The sequence below is a fragment of the Variovorax sp. 01T432 genome, assembly GCF_056398605.1.
Genome location: NZ_JBFTPS010000093.1, coordinates 1 through 14,599, shown reverse-complemented (window position 1 = coordinate 14,599; position 14,599 = coordinate 1). Strand labels below are relative to the sequence as shown.

Sequence of the window (14,599 nt, the reverse complement as noted above, 5' to 3'; positions counted from 1 at the left end):
GCGCTCATCAACGAGATTGGTCCATTCAAGACCTTCGGTTCCTGTCGCAGGAAAGTGAGCCCGCATGAGTTCGTGGACGCGACGTGTGTTCATCTGTTCCTGGGTTGGCTTGAAAACTGGAGGTGCATGCGAGTGTCGGCTTTTGGCCGCTACCGGACCCGGTCGGCGTGTCGCTCGACGAACAATTTCGCATCGGCCAGGGTTGCGGGGTACTGGACGAGTAGTCCGCTGGGCTGCTCTCGGATGGATTGAAAGCGGAACCCCTGGCTGACCAGATACTCGACCTTGCGCCACTGGTCAACGTCGGTCATCTTGGGCGCTGAGAACTTGCGATTGAGCATCACCATGGGTCCGTGACACTGCGGGCAGAGCCGAGGGAGCGCTCGCATAGGCTTCTTGAAGGACTTACGACACGAGAAACAGACGTGCGGGAACAGGTACTGCTGTTCTTGGCGCGGCTTGGCAAAGTACGAATGGTGTCTGAACTTCTTCATGGTTCTGGTCTGGGCTCGGAGGGCGGCTTTTGGCCGACTGTAGCCCGTCGGCGCCTTCGCGCGTCCCTACGGTGCTGCCGTCGAGAGTTGATACCTCGCAAACGAGGTGGCTCCTATCTGGACGACGCTGTGCAGGTCGAAGCCGAACCCTTCATAGAGATTTCGTAGCCCTTGGCGGTCCGCGACGCAGTCCAGGCGAAGGTGAGCACGTCCAAGCTCTTGGGTTCGAGTCAGAGCATAGGACAGCAGCGCGGTCGAGACTCCCTTCTTCGCCCAGGCTCGGCGAACGGCGAGCTTGTGAACGAAGGCCGAGGTGCCAGGCAGGACCTCGGGCCAAAAATAGGCGTCCTCCAACTCGAACTTCATGACTCCAGCCACGTGCTCGCCTTGCCGGGCAACGTGGAAGAGCCCGCTGCTCACGTCCCGCAGGACGCGTTCGTGACCAATTTCGGCTGCTGACCAAAGAGCTCGACCGTCACCGGCAAGCCATTCGGCTGCCTCTTGCAAGACGGAGGCAATCATCGGCGCATCGGAGGAGCGCGCTTCCTGGATGTTCATAGACGAGAGTTCAACGAGCGACCGCAGCGAACGGCCGGTTCTGGCCGCGTCCGGCTGTACGTTTTCGGGCCTCAGGGCTCACCCCGATATTTCGGGTTCGTCTGAAACTCACCCGTGATGTTGCCATGCTCATCGACCTTGAACGCCCCCTTGATGAACTCCGGAGGGATGTGGTCGTTCGGGCCGAAGCTTCCCGCGATTTGGTAGACCCAGCCTCCAGGGTTGGACTTGGCTTCCGCAACCATTTCCGGCGTTGGAGCGACCGCTATCGGCGAGGCTGCCGCGACTTTCTTGAATGGCCACATATACGGGGTGCGAATCAGTTGGAGGGGCGGCGCGAATGACCGGTCCTGGCCGAATTCTGCCGGAGAGCCGCCCGGTTCAGCATGTCCCGGCGGCTACCGCCTCAGGCGTCGGTCTGCTCCGCCAGTTCCAGCGCGTTCTCGACCGCACGACGCCGCCGACAGGCCGGCCGGGCCGGTACCGGCCTGACGACAAGCTGCTGGCATTCCTGAAGGGGCTGTAGCCATCAGGACTATGTTCTGCCGTGCAGCTACTTGCAGCTCGGCAAGTGACCGCACGGCGGGACATAGGCCGAGACGGGAGATAGTCAAGTTTGCTGTGGCCGAGCAAGAGCTGCACGGCACGCAGATTCTTCGTCCTCCGGTAAATCAACGAAGCCTTCGTCCTGCGCATCGAGTGCGTACCGTACGTTGCGTTGTCCAGGCCAATTTCCTCGACCCAGCCGTCCACGATGCGGGCGTACTGGCGGGTCCCGATGTGTGGCGACTCATGAACCCGGCTCGGAAACAAGAAATCTCCAGCCTTCAACTGCGCCGTCGCAATCCACGCCTCAACGGCCAGTCGCGTAGGGGCCGTTATCTCGAACTGCACGGCTTGCCCAGTCTTCTGCTGCATCACCTTAGCTCGGGCAGCCACGCGCTCGGCATTTGAAACATCGCGGACGCGAAGCTGCACGAGGTCGCACGCCCGCAGCTTGCTGTCGATGCCAAGGTTGAAGAGCGCAAGGTCTCTCACACGACCTTGAAGCTGCAAACGCATCCGGATGGCCCAAATTTCCTTGAGCCGGAACGGCGTCTTCTGGCCGACGAGCTTGCCCTTATTCCACGGCTCGCGACGACATGTCGAAGTAGCTTCCATGATGAGCTCCTATGAGGATGGAGCTTCAGTCTGCGCCGACCCCTGCCCCGGTAGCCAGTTGGCCTTCTTCTGTAGGTAGGGGGCCGAAGCGGTCTTCAGGACCTCATCGAGCTCATCTACTCCGATGCCGCTGAACCATACGTAACGTATATACTTCATGCACATTTCATATAGAGGTCACTGATGGGCATCGTAAAAATTTCGGACCTGATGCACGAGAACCTGCGAGTTGCGGGGAGTGCCCTAAGTAGGTCTATCAACGCGCAGGCGGAGCATTGGATGCGAGTCGGCATGCTGACCGAGATGTACCCGGAGTTGGACCACCGAGAAATCTGCCAACTGTTGATACGGGCTGAACTCGCGGGGGGGCTGGACATCGCCGTGGCTGTCACGCCGCATCCTGGCAAGCCCCGCGCGTCCTCGACGGGAAAGCACTGATGGCTCACGGTGTTCCCATCAAGTCCGCCGAGGAACTCGAGATGGCACGGCGGGCCGCCCTGCTTGCTGCCGAGGTTCTGAGTATGGTCGAGCCCTACGTCGTGCCCGGGGTGAGCACGGAGACGCTCGACCGCATCTGCCACGACCACATCGTGAATGTCCAGGGCGCCATTCCAGCCAACGTGGGGTATCAGGGGTATCCGAAGACCATCCTTACCTCCGTCAATCAGGTGGTCTGCCACGGCATCCCCTCTCTAACCAAGATTCTGAAGAAGGGAGACATCATCAACATCGATGTCGCCGTCATCAAGGATGGCTGGTTCGGTGACACCAGTCGCATGTACTTCGTCGGAGCCCCTAGCGTGCTGGGCCGGCGCTTGGTGGAGACGACGTACGAAGCCATGTTGGCCGGCATCCGGCAGGTCAGACCTGGCGCGACGCTGGGCGATGTTGGCCACGCCATCCAGTCGGTCGCTCAGCGGGAGCATTTCAGCGTGGTGCGCGAATACTGCGGGCACGGCATCGGGCAGGTCTATCACGATGAGCCGCAAGTGCTGCACTATGGGCGGCGCGGAGAAGGCCTCGAGCTGGAGCCGGGGATGGTTTTCACCATCGAACCGATGCTCAACGCCGGCAAGCGCGAAACAAGGCAATTGCCCGACGGGTGGACTGTCGTGACCAAGGACGGGTCTCTGTCGGCGCAGTGGGAACACATGGTCGCAGTGACGCCCGAGGGATGTGAAGTGCTCACGGCCTGGCCAGGAGGCACAGGTGCCTACGCGCTGGCTTGACGCTTAGCACGGGCGAGGCTTGGCCCTGGACAACTGCGTTCATGCAAACAGGTAGTTCATGGCTTCAGCCCCGCATTGGTCATGCGGGTGCCCGCTCTCGACGGTCTGCTTCTCGCCGTTGAGGGACAGTCAAGCTGCAATCGTTGCCCGGACAGACGCCGAGCCTGCGGCGTTGGGGGCCGGAAGGCGCGCTCCAAACGTCTCCGCGGTGCGCGGGCGGGGTGGTGCTGATTGCGTCCGACCCGGTCTATGATGACTGTCTCCGCCACATTGCAGGGGATGGAGCGGCGCTCTTCTCTCCGGGGATACCATGACCACGCTGCAAACACGCGACATACTCAAGGCAATTGAAGAGGCTACCGGAGACGCCAACACGGCACTGGGCCACGACCTGTTTCCATCCTCGCTGGTATCGCATGTCGAGCACCTGCATCGCACGTACACCTACGAATCGGCTGTGCGCTACCTTATGACGCTGCGGCCGGATGACGCTGGCTGGATTGAGTCGGAAACCGGCGTGGAGCCATGAGCGGCACCGCCGACCTGCGATAGCGCGACACGACCTCAAGGTCCGGTCTAACAGTTGCGCCCAGAGGTTACAGCTCGGCGGATGCGCGACCGGCCGCTCCTGGCCGCTATCGGAGTTTCAGCGCCATGTGCTCTTCATCATAGAACCTGCCTCCGACCTGCATCGCCCTCGGCTCGACGCCAAATGTCGAGAAGCCGATGGCAGCGTATAGCTGCCTGGCGCCCGCATTCTCTGCGTTCACGCAAAGCTGCACCTGTGCGGTGTTCCAATTTTCCGAGGCGTGCGTAATCACAGCGGTCACCAAGGTTCGCGCGATGCCTCGGCCACGGTGGGCCGGCTCGACATAGACGCCCCAGACGATTGCCTTGTGCCGCACTTGCATGAGTGCGTCTCGACGAATCCCGGGAATTCCAATCAAGGCAGGGCCAGCGAATACGCCAAAAACAGCCTGCAACGTCGTCGTGCGAATGCGCTCTTCAACCTCCTTGGGGGTCCGCGCCTCTTCTTCGCTGCGCGTCGGCCAGAAAGATGTGGGTGAGCTGTCGATGGCACGGAGCCGCAACGCTTTGAATTGACCAGCATCGGCTGGCTCGAGGGCTCGGGCAGAGGTGACGTTGTCTTGCATCGGTATTTGAACGGTGCTTGGCTCAGGTTGCAGGGAACTGGGCGACGGCGACGACCTCGGCCGCATCTCTCCCTTTGACGATCGGCCGCATTTGAAGCGCTGCTTCGTACCGCATCGCGTGAAGCGCTTGGGAGGTTCCGTCTGAGCCGTGCGCCGTGTCCTCGGCGATTCCGTTGCCGACTGGACCGCACTTTCCGCATGCACTTTCCCCACCAGGGAAGCTCCGACGCAATGCCGTTCCGTGATCCTTTAGAGCATAAAAACGATACCAACCCGCATCGCAATTTCCATTTGCGCATCCTAAAGTTGCGGCTCCTATTAATAAAGAGCCCAACCATGTGTGATATTCCTGCCATCGAATCTGCCAGCGGCGTCACCGCGAATGTCCGCGCACTAGTTCAGGACGCGATCCCTGCGACCAATCCCGTCGTCGAAACCATCCTGAGTCGTAGCGCCGCCAAGTACTACGACCCGGCCGCCACCTTGAGCGACGAACAAATCAGTGAGCTGGTGCGTATCACCACCACCGCGCCGACGTCTTTCCACTTGCAGAACTGGCGCTTCATCGCCGTGCGCACGCCCGAAGCCAAAGCTCGGTTGCGTCCGATTGCTTGGAATCAACCTCCGATCACAGACGCTGCAGTCACCTTCATCATCTGCGGCCAGTTGGCCGATGCCAGCGTGATTCCGCAGCGCCTGGCACCGTTGGTGCAGGCGGGCATCATGCCGGCAACGATGGTGCCGGAATGGGAGAACCCCGCTCGTAGTCTGTATGCCGAAGACCCGCAGCAGCAGCGAGACGAGGCGGTGCGCACTGGCGCCATCGCCGCGACGGCACTGATGTACGTGGCCCGGTCTTGGGGCCTTGGCTCGACGCCCATGATCGGTTTCGACTCCGAAGCGCTGGTGCGCGAGTTCGCGCTGGCCAAGAACGAAGTGCCGGTCATGTTGGTGACCGTCGGAGCGGAGCGAGCAGGAAATTGGCCGCAAAAGCCGCGTCGTCCGGTCGCCGATGTGCTGGATCTCGTATAGCCAAGCGCAGACCCTTGCCCCCCCAATTTCCCAACGTTGACAACTTAAGGAGCCTACGATGCCCAGAACGCTACCCACGCCGCAACAAGCGCCGGCAGAGTCGAAGTCGACCCTTGATATGTTCACCAAGAACATCGGCTTCACCCCCAACATGATGGCGACCTTCGCGCAGAGCCCGATCGCGTTCAACTCATGGGCCGCACTACTCGGCTCTCTGAGCAAGGTGCTGGACGTGAAGACGCGCGATAGCATTGGCCTCGCGGTCTCGGAAGTGAATGGGTGCGATTACTGCCTCACGGTCCACAGCTTTACGGCCGAGCGGATGGCCAAGATGTCGTCCGACGAAATCATCCTCGCCCGGCTGGGAAATGCTACCGATCCGAAGCGGCACGCTGCCGTCCAGTTCGCGCGCCAAGTCATCGAGCACCGCGGCAAAGTCAGTGATGCCGACCTGCAAGCCGTTCGCGATGCTGGCTATACCGATGCGCACGTCATCGAAATCGTCGCGCTGGTGGCCATGTACTCTCTGACGAACTTCTTCAACAACGTGTTCGATCCCGAGAAGGACTTTCCCGCCGTCGCCCCGGCCGGCTCGATCTGAACGCATGCAGGCAAGTTAATAAGGAGAGATCTCATGAAAGCAATTGTTGTTACGGACCAGGCGGCCGGAAAAGCCGGGATGAAGCTGGTGGATCGCCCCGACCCGGTCCCTGCGATCAACGACGTCCTCGTTCAGGTCCATGCCTCGGGATTCGTCGGCACTGAGTTAGCGTGGCCTTCGACCTGGACCGATCGCGTCAGCCGGAACCGAACGCCGTCCATTCCTGGACACGAGTTCGCCGGAGTGGTCACCGCGCTCGGCTACGGCACGACGGGGCTCTCGGTGGGCCAGCGGGTATTCGGTATCACCGACTGGTATCGCGACGGCACCCTGGCGGAGTATGTGGCGGTCGAGGCCCGCAACTTGGCTCCCCTATCAGGTGACGTCGACTTTAGCGTGGGTGCCAGCCTGCCAATCTCGGGGCTCACCGCGTGGCAGGGACTATTTGATCATGGCCGCCTTCGTGCCGGCCAAACGGTACTCGCCCACGGCGCCGCCGGCGCTGTTGGATCAATCGTGACGCAACTCGCGCGTGAGTTCGGCGCCTACGTCGTCGGTACCGGACGCGCCGCTGACCGTCAGGCTGCTCTGGATTTCGGCGCGAACGAGTTCGTCGACCTCGACAATGAGGTCCTCGAAAGCGTCGGCGGAGTGGATCTGGTGTTCGATCTCATCGGCGGCGAGATCGGGAAACGGTCCGCGCGCCTGGTGCGAGCAGGAGGAACGTTGGTCTCCGTCGTAGGACCCTCAGAGACGCGGCCCACCGACGGCCTGGCCGTCGACTTCGTCGTTGAGGCCGACCGTGCACAACTGGGTGAGATCGTCCAGCGGGTCCGCGACGGACGACTGCGGACGCACATCGGCAGGGTCGTGCCGCTCGAAAATGCTGTCGCCGCCTTCAACAGCACTGAGAGGATCAATGGAAAGACGGTCATCCTGATTCGTCCGTGACGACCCGGCAGGAGCGCAGTTCCGCGTCCCTCGCGGATGATCGCGCTGCCGCTTGGGTGCATGGCGATCGGTCGTCATGCACCCTGGCGGACGCCTGCATCGTTGATGCATCACGAGGTTGAGTGCCCGTGACCGCGGTCGCGTCCAGTCTCGAGCCTTTGCCCTGCGTTACCGTGGGCCGTCGACTCTTGCGCCTTCCCGTGGGTCTGCGGCCCGCCGGATCTCGTCCGCCTTGCTTGCATCGACTTCTTATAGGTGACTCCCCGAATGGAGATGAAAATGAATGTGCAATTACGCCACCTCGAAACGAATCAAGACATCCACGCCGCGTTCGCAGTCATGCGTGAACTGAGGCCGCATCTGTTCAATGTGGATGCATTCATTGCACAAGTGCAGCGGCAGACCCGCGAAGGCTATCGACTACTAGCCGCTTGCCGTGGAACGGAGCTGGTCGGCTTGGCGGGCTACCGCCTCCAGGAGAATCTGATTTACGGTCGTTTCGTCTACATCGACGATCTGGTTACGACCGCCAGTGTGCGTTCGACGGGGGTTGGCGCGGCGCTGGTCGACGCGGTGCGCGAAGAGGCGTGCCGGCATGACTGCAAGCAGCTGATTCTTGATACGGCCCTCGGCAACGCGCGCGGCCAGCGCTTTTACTTTAGCCAGGGGCTGCTTTCTCGAGCCTTGCATTTCGGCCAACCCCTTTCGAAGGAGTGAGTGTTCCGGGTATCACGACGTGATACCGCGATACGATCGTTGAACATTTTCGCGTCCCGAATTCCCATGGCCGAACTCGACTGGCTGAGCCAGCTCCTGCAAATGATCACCGTCACAGGCAGGCTGGAGGTCCGCTGTGCTTACGGCGCGCCTTGGCGTGTCTCCTGGCCCCAGGCCGCGGCAGACGAGATTCCCTACCACATCGTGCTCAAGGGCCGGGCCATTCTCAAGAACTCGAAGATGGAGACGATCACGGAACTGATGGGCGGAGACATTGTGCTGCTGCCTCACGGCTCGGAGCACGTGCTGGACGATGGCAGTGGAGCGGCACCGGCGCCCACACACAATCGCCGAGATTCGGGCGGTTGGATGCTCAGCGAGAACGATGGCCCGGGCGAGCGTCTGGATTTGTTGTGCGGGAGGTTCTTCGTCAGGCAACCGCATGACCGCTTGATTCGCAATTACCTGCCCACGAATGTCGTCCTACGGGCGTCCGACAGCAATGTCGACGAAGGCGTCAGCTCGGCTTCACAGCACCTGATCAGTCTGATGGGCCTGATGCGGCTCGAGTCCACCAGCGACAAACTGGGCGGAAATGCCGTGCTGAGCGCGCTGTCCTCTGCCCTGTTCACACTCGTACTGCGTGCAGCAAGCGAGTCCGAGCATGCCCCCCCAGGCTTGTTGGCGTTGGCCGGCCATCCACGCCTGGCGCCGGCCATATCAGCCCTATTTGCTGATCCGGCGCGCCCTTGGAAGCTGCCTGAGCTGGCCGACATGTGCAGCATGTCGCGCGCTACCTTTATGCGGCACTTTCAGGACAAGCTGGGGCGCTCGGCCATCGAACTGTTGACCGATATCCGGATGAGTCTGGCCGCCAACGAGTTGACGAAGCCGGGGATTACAACCGCGGCCGTAGCCGAGTCCGTAGGGTATCAATCCGAGGCAGCATTCCGGCGTGCGTTTGCCGAATGGATGGGAGTGACGCCCGGGCAATGGCGCCGTGCGGCGCGTGAGGGTCGCTAGTGGCGCTCATTTATTGGTAGGTCGGGTTACTGGAGGTGCTCGGCGAGGGTCTGGTGTTGGCCGGGAGCGGCTGGCTGCGCGTTGTTTACCGGCACTTGGGAGTGCGCACACGCTTCGATGTGATCGCGGCCTGCGACTCGGCCGCCCTCCCCTGCCCCGCTCTTTGCCGTCGTTCCAGGACGGGGCGTTCAAGCAGCGCGGCGGCCGATTTCTCATCGAATCAACGACTTGCGCGCGCCGTCGTCAAAGTTAGGCCTTAAATTTGATGGAATCCGGCCTAACATTGAACGAACTCAACGAACGAGATACCTTCCGAACTGGCTCGCTTTGGATTCTTCTTCTAAGACAAAGAAATTTCGTGTGAGTTGCTCCCCGGCCGCCCCGGACTGAGCCTGGCGGTCGCCCGACGAGTGACGCCGGCGACCCGGTTGGCCTGCAAGACAATTTCGCATTCATAGAGCACCCCGGCGAGCGAGAACATGAGTTGCCAGCGGGCGCCCGGTGCCGGAGGCTCGCCGGTCTCGTCCACGTACACGATGATCCCAGCCGGCGGCAGATGCTCGATGGCGAACTCGCAAACCAATGTGCTGTCGAACGCGTCCGATGTGAGCGTGACCGTCCGCGCGGCATCGTCGTATTCAACCCGGATCTCGAGGTCGGGCAACGACGAGCCATGGTGCTTCATGATGCAGTTGCGAAGCCGTGAGCTGTCAAGGTAGCGCAGCGAAGTAGTCATTGGGTGGTCCTGTGAGTCGAGCAAGCCCTTCGGGCGCCATTCTCGGTCGCCGCCCGCGGCCCGCCAGGGCCGTCCACTCCTGCAAGAATGATCCTGGCCGGATTTTGCCCTTCCGAATGAGTTCCTCCACAGTTGTCGCACTTGCTAACCCGGGAAAATCAACAGCTTGCGAGCGCCGTTTTCAAATTCGCACCGCTCGCTTTTTTCAAAGTTCCGCGGGCGCACAGGTGCGACGACCGTCCAACGACCGCTTTTCCTACCCCCGTTGCCGTCCGCTCTAGGCCCGGTTAATGACCTCTTTCGAAACACCTTCGAGCGCATCCGCGCCAACATCATGGGCAAGCGGATGTTCGACCAAGGGGAAATCGCCTGGCCGGAGGACGCCCCGTTTCACACACCGGTCTACGTTCTTACCCACGAAAAGCGCGAACCGTGGGTGCGTCACGGCGGGACGACCTTCCACTTCATCAATGACGGGCCCGAGCGTGCGCTAGCGATGGCCCGAGAAGCCGCAGGCGAACGTGATATCCGCATCGCGGGTGGAGCGGATGTAATTCAGCAGTACTTGAACCTGAGTGCCGTCGACGAACTGGACATTGCCTTGGCACCCTTGTTGTTTGGTAGCGGCCGGCGCCTCTTCGACAACCTGCGAGAGCCCAGGCCGCAATTTCGCATCGACAGCGTTCTACATGGCTCAGCCGCCACACATTTGCGCTACGCGCGACAGTGAAGGTGGCCCGGACGCTGCGGGTGTCTGCTTCTGGCGGCCGCATTCTGCCTTCTGCATGCGTCAATCAAGAACAGCGGCCATCGCTCCCCGACACTGAGCGGATTGGGTAGAACCCGCACGCCAAGCAGGCTGTTGATCCCATGTAGGGCGACGACCCCTCTCAATTCCATCAATCCAACCCCGCGCGCGGCGAGCAGACTGGATAGCCGGGAACTGGGGGGCTCGCGCAGCCGAACACGCCGCACAGAAGTGCTGGGCTTATCGCTGCCCCCGATAATGGCGAGACATGAATGCCCGCCGCACCCATGACCGTCAACCGAACTCCGTCCGAAGAACTTGCCCTGTTTGAACTGAGAACCGCCCGGTGAGCCTGCGGGTGTACGCAGACCGGCTGGTCGTGGCGGCCGAGGGGCAGCTTCTGTGCGAGCACACCCGCATCATCGACCGTCGGCACGACACGGCCGGCCAGACCGTCTACGACTGGCGCCACTACCTCGCAGTGCTGCAGCGCAAGCCGGGCGCGCTGAGGAACGGAGCGCCCTTCAGCGAGCTGCCGCAGGGTTTTAGACGATTGCAGGCCGCGCTGCTGAAGCAGCCCGGTGGCGATCGGGAGATGGTGGAGATCCTGGCGCTCGTCCTGCACCACGATGAACAGGCCGTGCTGACCGCGGTCGAGCTCGCGTTGGAAGCCGGGGTGGCGAGCAAGACGCATGTGCTGAACGTCCTGCATCGGCTACTGGACGGCAACCTCAAGCCTGTTTCAGGTCTCGAGCCTCTTCCGAGTTCCACCCCGTGCCCAGGCTTCCGACGGAGATCAGGTCACCGTTCGGCGCATGCACCCCGCGGAGCAAGCCGACTGTGCACAGGCGCCGGACCCCGGTGGCAGCCTTTGAGGGGACCGTATTGAATTGTTCCCTGAAATTCCCTAGATCTCGAGCCGAGACGTACCGGATGGCGACTTCATCGGCCACGCGACGGTCCAACCTGGCCATGCCTTCGGGCGCTTGCTGACCCGCGAGAGTAGCAGCCCACCATTGAGGAAGAATGCCTAGTGCGGAGTGTGGAACGCGCGACAGTCTGCATCGTTCTCAACCACGCCAGATCTCTATCGATTCATCGACAGGCGGCTTCTCCTTGCCCATGAGAACGAGGCAGGCATGGTGCGCCGCTTCGCTCGCTGATTCCGCGCTATCCGCTAACGCCAGCAACTTCCGTGCGCCATCACGATGTGAGAATGACAGCGTCTCGTCCATGAGACCCTCAGTCGCCGCCAGAGCTGCATCGGCCGCTGTGAGGCACATAAAAATCGACGCACGAATACGATTAAATAGTTCAGTGTCATCACGAATTCGGCCTTCCGCCTCTTGCATGGTCGGAGGAAGGCCGCCAAGATTTGTGGGGGCAAAATAAGGAACGGGATTCCTGCTCACGATCCGATTTGCAAGAATGCCTTCAACGAGAGCGCGAGCGCTTGCGATCGCTTTAAGTTCATCCGAAATCATGTAATCCATCCGAATTAGGCCGCGGTCAACAACGTGTCGAAACAAATCAGGTAAATTGTAGCGACAAGACTGCGCCAGGGCAGTCTAAGTTGCAGGCGGACTGCATCAATCGAGGTGCCTTCGACTCTCACGGCGCCACGGACCTGCTGCTCTGCACACCCCATGCTCTCTGCGAAGCGCCGCACCCCGAGCAGATCTCCAAGAGAATTCGGATTGGGGTCGAGACCCATCTTCTTCGGATCGGCGTTCATAATCTGCCCCTCCGTAGTGACAACGGCACCAGCATACCTCGATCGCAGCTTTTCTCGTGAGTGAGCATCGCACTCAAGTCCGGAAACAGCGCGCCGCGATTGACATGACATCCCCAAATTGAATGAACGTCAATTGGTTATATTGAACAACCAATTCAGCGTGGTCAATCTAAGTCGCGCAATGGACTTCCAGCAAGTCTAATTAGCCTCGAAGTTGTGAGTTTTGATTGGCAGCGCCACCGGCTCTCACGAAAGAATGGTGGCTTGACACGCTTGTGGTCTGGGGCCGAGCGCCTTCACGCTTCGTCGACGACAAACGGACGCCGCGGCGGTGCCGTTTGTCGTCGCGTTCCATGATTCTGCTGCGCCGCCTGGAAAGCAGCCGAAGCCTGGCTGAAGGCGAGGTGCACCGGCGTCCCCTGGCCATTGTCCAAGCCGTCCAACAGTTCTGGGACGCCACGCGGCGCGAGGACGACCAGGTCCAGGTCCAGGTCCAGGTCCAGGTCCAGAAGTCTGAAGCGGCCCGGCGCAGGTTCGAGCTGGAGCGCGTCGCCCTCACCCAGAAGCGAGTAGGCCCGCGCGAAGCTCGACGAAGCACTCGCCTCCCCGCGCTAGGCCGTGACGACCATGAAAGCCCAGATGCAGCTCAGCAGCGAGACTCCGCTCGCCTGCTCAGCGACTCCGAAGCCGAGTTTCCCGAGTTTGGCCGACTGCGCAAGGCGCTCGGTGAAGCCGTGGCAAGCAAGGAAGCCCCGCGGGAGAAGGCAGCGAGGGGACTCGACGCCGAGCAGCGCGCCGCCGAAGAAGCCAGGGCCGCGGAGTAGGCGACGAAGCAGCACCGCCCAGGCGCATCAGGAAGACATCCAAGTGAGCGCCACGTCACCGAGTACAACGACCTCGGCAGCGAACACTTCGACGGCTAGGACCGCCCCAAGACCATCCGCCGCCCGCTCGAGCGCGTTCAAGATCTCGGCTGCGATGCGTGAACTGGCTCATGCCACGTAGAGCTTCCTAGTAGAACCGGCTTCCCTGGGCTCATGTACAAAACCGTGGATGGCAGTTCGCGCTTCGACCCTGTTCTCCATGCGGTCGTGCTTCTTGAAGGCAGACTCCAGCTCTGCTCGTGTGCGCGTTCTTCGTACTTCCTGGTGAACCTTCAGCGTCGCGACGACCAGGCCCACGAACGACGCAAGCGCGATCAGCGCGACTGCGGCCACCAGCAGATGAAGATTGTTCAGATCGAAAGCGCTGAGGTCCAGCACCGGACTGATCGCAATTGCATAAGTGGACAAGAACATCGGCGGCGAGAGGATCTCCAAACCGAGGAGGCTGACGACAACGATGGTTGCAAGCGCAAACACCCAAGCGAAGAGTCGCTGTTGCCACTTGTGCATCTTTGCTGGTGAATCCATATCTCGTCCTAGTCTGTGTAAAACTGTGAAAAACTCACATCCCTACCCTACCGGCTTGGCCGTATATTCGAGTGTCGGACAAAGCCCCGCGCGGATGCCCGCCAAGTCGCGATGCGAATTTGTCCATGGAGCATTCGGATGTCTTCTCACACATCACGCAGCACCCTGATTGAGATCCGGCTGCGCCGGGCTGACAAGATCGACGAAGAGGTCAATATGACTCCGCTTGCGCTCTGGCACCCTGACACGCCTGATCACAGGGAAAGGCTGGCCGCTGCCGTTGAGAAGGGAAACCGGCTCTTCGGTGCCCATTCCCACTGGATCGAAAAGCGCCAAGCTTGACCCGATGGGCACGCAAGCAGCCACTCGGCAAACTGCGACTCGACTTCGACTTCGACTTCGACTTCGACTTCGACTTCGACTTCGAAATGAAACACCCCACAGCTCGCGCTCCCAAGAAGATCGAGCAGTTGAGAGCTGCCGGCGTGGCGATTCCTGCGTTTCCGCACATAGAAGTTCCGCCCAACCTTGAACCCGAGGGCTTGGACGGTCCTGCAACAGCGGCTGAGCGGCAAGATGCCGCAGCCCTGCAGAGGCACATCGACGCTTGGATCGAACAGATCGATGCTCTGTACTTGCGGCTGACGCTCCCCAAGGACATTTAGGGCATCAGCGCGTCGTAGCTGCGCTCGCAGAGCTTCCCGGCGATTCGGGCACGGTGCAAAGGCAGCCAGGAATCCCGCTCGGCGATCAGCGCGTCCGAGCAGGTCGGCAAGCACTCCAATGAGGTCGGCTCCTGCCGCTCGTCGCTCGTCGCTCGTCGCTCGTCGCTCGTCGCTCGTCGCTCGTCGCGATTGAAACCCGTGCGGCCCAGGTTGGTCGTGCTCGCGCTGACGCTGCCCCCCGTGCCAATATGAGCTGCTACACCTACCCCCGAGAGATCAGTGAGCAACGAGGTAGGCATGACGATCAATCCACAACCCAAGGCAGCGATGGACGCAGCGAACAGTTTGCCCGATCCCGGCGCATTGGAAGGAGCCCGTAGGGC

At 61.3% G+C, this 14,599-nt stretch carries 21 protein-coding genes and 2 pseudogenes; 13 read left to right on the top strand and 10 right to left on the bottom strand.

Annotated features, from left to right (window positions below; genetic code table 11):
• Positions 1-149: 149 nt before the first annotated feature.
• From AC1DNF_RS34560 to AC1DNF_RS34545, 4 genes and pseudogenes are all read right to left on the bottom strand, one after another.
• Entirely contained in the window at positions 150-494 is a 345-nt protein-coding gene (locus tag AC1DNF_RS34560; protein WP_478153313.1) for a hypothetical protein, read from the bottom strand.
• 66 nt (positions 495-560) lie between these two features.
• Positions 561-1,052: a GNAT family N-acetyltransferase gene (locus tag AC1DNF_RS34555; RefSeq protein WP_478153311.1), complete on the bottom strand. Its 492-nt coding sequence runs from the start codon at positions 1,050-1,052 to the stop codon at positions 561-563.
• A gap of 71 nt (positions 1,053-1,123) precedes the next feature.
• A complete protein-coding gene (locus AC1DNF_RS34550) occupies positions 1,124-1,357 on the bottom strand; it encodes a hypothetical protein (protein WP_478153309.1) in 234 nt (77 codons plus the stop codon).
• Between the two features lie 304 nt (positions 1,358-1,661).
• Positions 1,662-2,213: pseudogene (locus AC1DNF_RS34545) on the bottom strand (tyrosine-type recombinase/integrase); the annotation flags it as partial.
• Between the two features lie 183 nt (positions 2,214-2,396).
• Between AC1DNF_RS34545 and AC1DNF_RS34540 the strand changes: the two are divergent.
• The 3 genes from AC1DNF_RS34540 (at position 2,397) to AC1DNF_RS34530 (ending at position 3,971) form a co-directional block, all read left to right on the top strand.
• Positions 2,397-2,651, top strand: coding sequence for a ParD-like family protein (locus tag AC1DNF_RS34540; RefSeq protein WP_478153308.1), 255 nt, complete (start codon positions 2,397-2,399; stop codon positions 2,649-2,651).
• Positions 2,651-3,442 carry a type I methionyl aminopeptidase gene (map, locus tag AC1DNF_RS34535; RefSeq protein WP_478153306.1) on the top strand — a complete coding sequence of 264 codons (792 nt, stop codon included), beginning with the start codon at positions 2,651-2,653 and terminating at the stop codon, positions 3,440-3,442. Before AC1DNF_RS34540 ends, map begins: the two co-directional genes overlap by 1 nt.
• Before the next feature lie 310 nt (positions 3,443-3,752).
• Positions 3,753-3,971, top strand: a complete 219-nt coding sequence (locus AC1DNF_RS34530; RefSeq protein WP_478153305.1) for a hypothetical protein — start codon at positions 3,753-3,755, stop codon at positions 3,969-3,971.
• 106 nt (positions 3,972-4,077) lie between these two features.
• On the opposite strand, the gene AC1DNF_RS34525 is transcribed toward AC1DNF_RS34530, so the two are convergent.
• Positions 4,078-4,596 carry an N-acetyltransferase family protein gene (locus AC1DNF_RS34525; RefSeq protein WP_478153303.1) on the bottom strand — a complete coding sequence of 173 codons (519 nt, stop codon included), beginning with the start codon at positions 4,594-4,596 and terminating at the stop codon, positions 4,078-4,080.
• A 336-nt stretch (positions 4,597-4,932) separates the two neighbouring features.
• Between AC1DNF_RS34525 and AC1DNF_RS34520 the strand changes: the two genes are divergently transcribed.
• From AC1DNF_RS34520 to AC1DNF_RS34500, 5 genes are all read left to right on the top strand, one after another.
• A complete protein-coding gene (locus AC1DNF_RS34520; protein ID WP_478153316.1) occupies positions 4,933-5,628 on the top strand; it encodes a nitroreductase family protein in 696 nt (231 codons plus the stop codon).
• Positions 5,629-5,686: 58 nt separating this feature from the next.
• The gene (locus tag AC1DNF_RS34515) at positions 5,687-6,229 is read left to right on the top strand and encodes a carboxymuconolactone decarboxylase family protein (RefSeq protein WP_478153301.1); all 543 of its coding nucleotides are present in this window, start codon (positions 5,687-5,689) and stop codon (positions 6,227-6,229) included.
• A 33-nt stretch (positions 6,230-6,262) separates the two neighbouring features.
• Positions 6,263-7,180: an NADP-dependent oxidoreductase gene (locus AC1DNF_RS34510; protein WP_478153299.1), complete on the top strand. Its 918-nt coding sequence runs from the start codon at positions 6,263-6,265 to the stop codon at positions 7,178-7,180.
• Positions 7,181-7,453: 273 nt separating this feature from the next.
• Positions 7,454-7,897 carry a GNAT family N-acetyltransferase gene (locus AC1DNF_RS34505; protein ID WP_478153314.1) on the top strand — a complete coding sequence of 148 codons (444 nt, stop codon included), beginning with the start codon at positions 7,454-7,456 and terminating at the stop codon, positions 7,895-7,897.
• A gap of 66 nt (positions 7,898-7,963) precedes the next feature.
• Complete coding sequence (locus tag AC1DNF_RS34500; RefSeq protein WP_478153297.1) at positions 7,964-8,920, top strand: AraC family transcriptional regulator; 957 nt, start codon at positions 7,964-7,966, stop codon at positions 8,918-8,920.
• Between the two features lie 340 nt (positions 8,921-9,260).
• On the opposite strand, the gene AC1DNF_RS34495 is transcribed toward AC1DNF_RS34500, so the two are convergent.
• Positions 9,261-9,656 carry a hypothetical protein gene (locus tag AC1DNF_RS34495; protein WP_478153295.1) on the bottom strand — a complete coding sequence of 132 codons (396 nt, stop codon included), beginning with the start codon at positions 9,654-9,656 and terminating at the stop codon, positions 9,261-9,263.
• A gap of 334 nt (positions 9,657-9,990) precedes the next feature.
• Here AC1DNF_RS34495 and AC1DNF_RS34490 point away from each other — a divergent pair, with 334 nt between their 5' ends.
• Positions 9,991-10,386 carry a dihydrofolate reductase family protein gene (locus AC1DNF_RS34490; protein WP_478153294.1) on the top strand — a complete coding sequence of 132 codons (396 nt, stop codon included), beginning with the start codon at positions 9,991-9,993 and terminating at the stop codon, positions 10,384-10,386.
• Between the two features lie 355 nt (positions 10,387-10,741).
• Positions 10,742-11,293 (top strand): annotated as a pseudogene (locus AC1DNF_RS34485) (IS21 family transposase); the annotation flags it as partial.
• A gap of 181 nt (positions 11,294-11,474) precedes the next feature.
• Here the strand turns inward: AC1DNF_RS34485 and AC1DNF_RS34480 are convergent.
• Positions 11,475-11,888 carry a hypothetical protein gene (locus AC1DNF_RS34480; protein ID WP_478153292.1) on the bottom strand — a complete coding sequence of 138 codons (414 nt, stop codon included), beginning with the start codon at positions 11,886-11,888 and terminating at the stop codon, positions 11,475-11,477.
• 14 nt (positions 11,889-11,902) lie between these two features.
• A complete protein-coding gene (locus tag AC1DNF_RS34475) occupies positions 11,903-12,139 on the bottom strand; it encodes a hypothetical protein (RefSeq protein WP_478153290.1) in 237 nt (78 codons plus the stop codon).
• A 353-nt stretch (positions 12,140-12,492) separates the two neighbouring features.
• On the opposite strand from AC1DNF_RS34475, the gene AC1DNF_RS34470 reads away from it, so the two are divergent.
• Positions 12,493-12,963 carry a hypothetical protein gene (locus AC1DNF_RS34470; RefSeq protein ID WP_478153288.1) on the top strand — a complete coding sequence of 157 codons (471 nt, stop codon included), beginning with the start codon at positions 12,493-12,495 and terminating at the stop codon, positions 12,961-12,963.
• A gap of 168 nt (positions 12,964-13,131) precedes the next feature.
• On the opposite strand, the gene AC1DNF_RS34465 is transcribed toward AC1DNF_RS34470, so the two are convergent.
• Complete coding sequence (locus AC1DNF_RS34465; RefSeq protein ID WP_478153286.1) at positions 13,132-13,551, bottom strand: hypothetical protein; 420 nt, start codon at positions 13,549-13,551, stop codon at positions 13,132-13,134.
• 138 nt (positions 13,552-13,689) lie between these two features.
• Between AC1DNF_RS34465 and AC1DNF_RS34460 the strand changes: the two genes are divergently transcribed.
• Positions 13,690-13,893, top strand: coding sequence for a hypothetical protein (locus AC1DNF_RS34460; protein ID WP_478153284.1), 204 nt, complete (start codon positions 13,690-13,692; stop codon positions 13,891-13,893).
• The gene (locus tag AC1DNF_RS34455; RefSeq protein ID WP_478153282.1) at positions 13,890-14,216 is read left to right on the top strand and encodes a hypothetical protein; all 327 of its coding nucleotides are present in this window, start codon (positions 13,890-13,892) and stop codon (positions 14,214-14,216) included. The genes AC1DNF_RS34460 and AC1DNF_RS34455 overlap by 4 nt, the downstream gene beginning before the upstream one ends.
• Here the strand turns inward: AC1DNF_RS34455 and AC1DNF_RS34450 are convergent.
• Positions 14,213-14,599 (bottom strand): hypothetical protein (locus AC1DNF_RS34450; RefSeq protein WP_478153281.1); only part of this gene is annotated, 387 nt, incomplete at its 5' end. The two genes, AC1DNF_RS34455 and AC1DNF_RS34450, sit on opposite strands and share 4 nt — an antisense overlap.

Excerpts from the sequence above, each read along its gene's own strand:
- AC1DNF_RS34560 (WP_478153313.1), bottom strand. The coding sequence starts at position 494 with ATGAAGAAGTTCAGACACCATTCGTACTTTGCCAAGCCGCGCCAAGAA.
- AC1DNF_RS34480 (WP_478153292.1), bottom strand. The coding sequence starts at position 11,888 with ATGATTTCGGATGAACTTAAAGCGATCGCAAGCGCTCGCGCTCTCGTT.
- AC1DNF_RS34505 (WP_478153314.1), top strand. The coding sequence starts at position 7,454 with ATGAAAATGAATGTGCAATTACGCCACCTCGAAACGAATCAAGACATC.
- AC1DNF_RS34465 (WP_478153286.1), bottom strand. The coding sequence starts at position 13,551 with ATGGATTCACCAGCAAAGATGCACAAGTGGCAACAGCGACTCTTCGCT.
- map (WP_478153306.1), top strand. The coding sequence starts at position 2,651 with ATGGCTCACGGTGTTCCCATCAAGTCCGCCGAGGAACTCGAGATGGCA.
- AC1DNF_RS34470 (WP_478153288.1), top strand. The coding sequence starts at position 12,493 with ATGATTCTGCTGCGCCGCCTGGAAAGCAGCCGAAGCCTGGCTGAAGGC.
- AC1DNF_RS34555 (WP_478153311.1), bottom strand. The coding sequence starts at position 1,052 with ATGAACATCCAGGAAGCGCGCTCCTCCGATGCGCCGATGATTGCCTCC.
- AC1DNF_RS34495 (WP_478153295.1), bottom strand. The coding sequence starts at position 9,656 with ATGACTACTTCGCTGCGCTACCTTGACAGCTCACGGCTTCGCAACTGC.
- AC1DNF_RS34540 (WP_478153308.1), top strand. The coding sequence starts at position 2,397 with ATGGGCATCGTAAAAATTTCGGACCTGATGCACGAGAACCTGCGAGTT.
- AC1DNF_RS34550 (WP_478153309.1), bottom strand. The coding sequence starts at position 1,357 with ATGTGGCCATTCAAGAAAGTCGCGGCAGCCTCGCCGATAGCGGTCGCT.
- AC1DNF_RS34490 (WP_478153294.1), top strand. The coding sequence starts at position 9,991 with ATGGGCAAGCGGATGTTCGACCAAGGGGAAATCGCCTGGCCGGAGGAC.
- AC1DNF_RS34475 (WP_478153290.1), bottom strand. The coding sequence starts at position 12,139 with ATGAACGCCGATCCGAAGAAGATGGGTCTCGACCCCAATCCGAATTCT.
- AC1DNF_RS34500 (WP_478153297.1), top strand. The coding sequence starts at position 7,964 with ATGGCCGAACTCGACTGGCTGAGCCAGCTCCTGCAAATGATCACCGTC.
- AC1DNF_RS34530 (WP_478153305.1), top strand. The coding sequence starts at position 3,753 with ATGACCACGCTGCAAACACGCGACATACTCAAGGCAATTGAAGAGGCT.
- AC1DNF_RS34515 (WP_478153301.1), top strand. The coding sequence starts at position 5,687 with ATGCCCAGAACGCTACCCACGCCGCAACAAGCGCCGGCAGAGTCGAAG.
- AC1DNF_RS34525 (WP_478153303.1), bottom strand. The coding sequence starts at position 4,596 with ATGCAAGACAACGTCACCTCTGCCCGAGCCCTCGAGCCAGCCGATGCT.
- AC1DNF_RS34510 (WP_478153299.1), top strand. The coding sequence starts at position 6,263 with ATGAAAGCAATTGTTGTTACGGACCAGGCGGCCGGAAAAGCCGGGATG.
- AC1DNF_RS34460 (WP_478153284.1), top strand. The coding sequence starts at position 13,690 with ATGTCTTCTCACACATCACGCAGCACCCTGATTGAGATCCGGCTGCGC.
- AC1DNF_RS34520 (WP_478153316.1), top strand. The coding sequence starts at position 4,933 with ATGTGTGATATTCCTGCCATCGAATCTGCCAGCGGCGTCACCGCGAAT.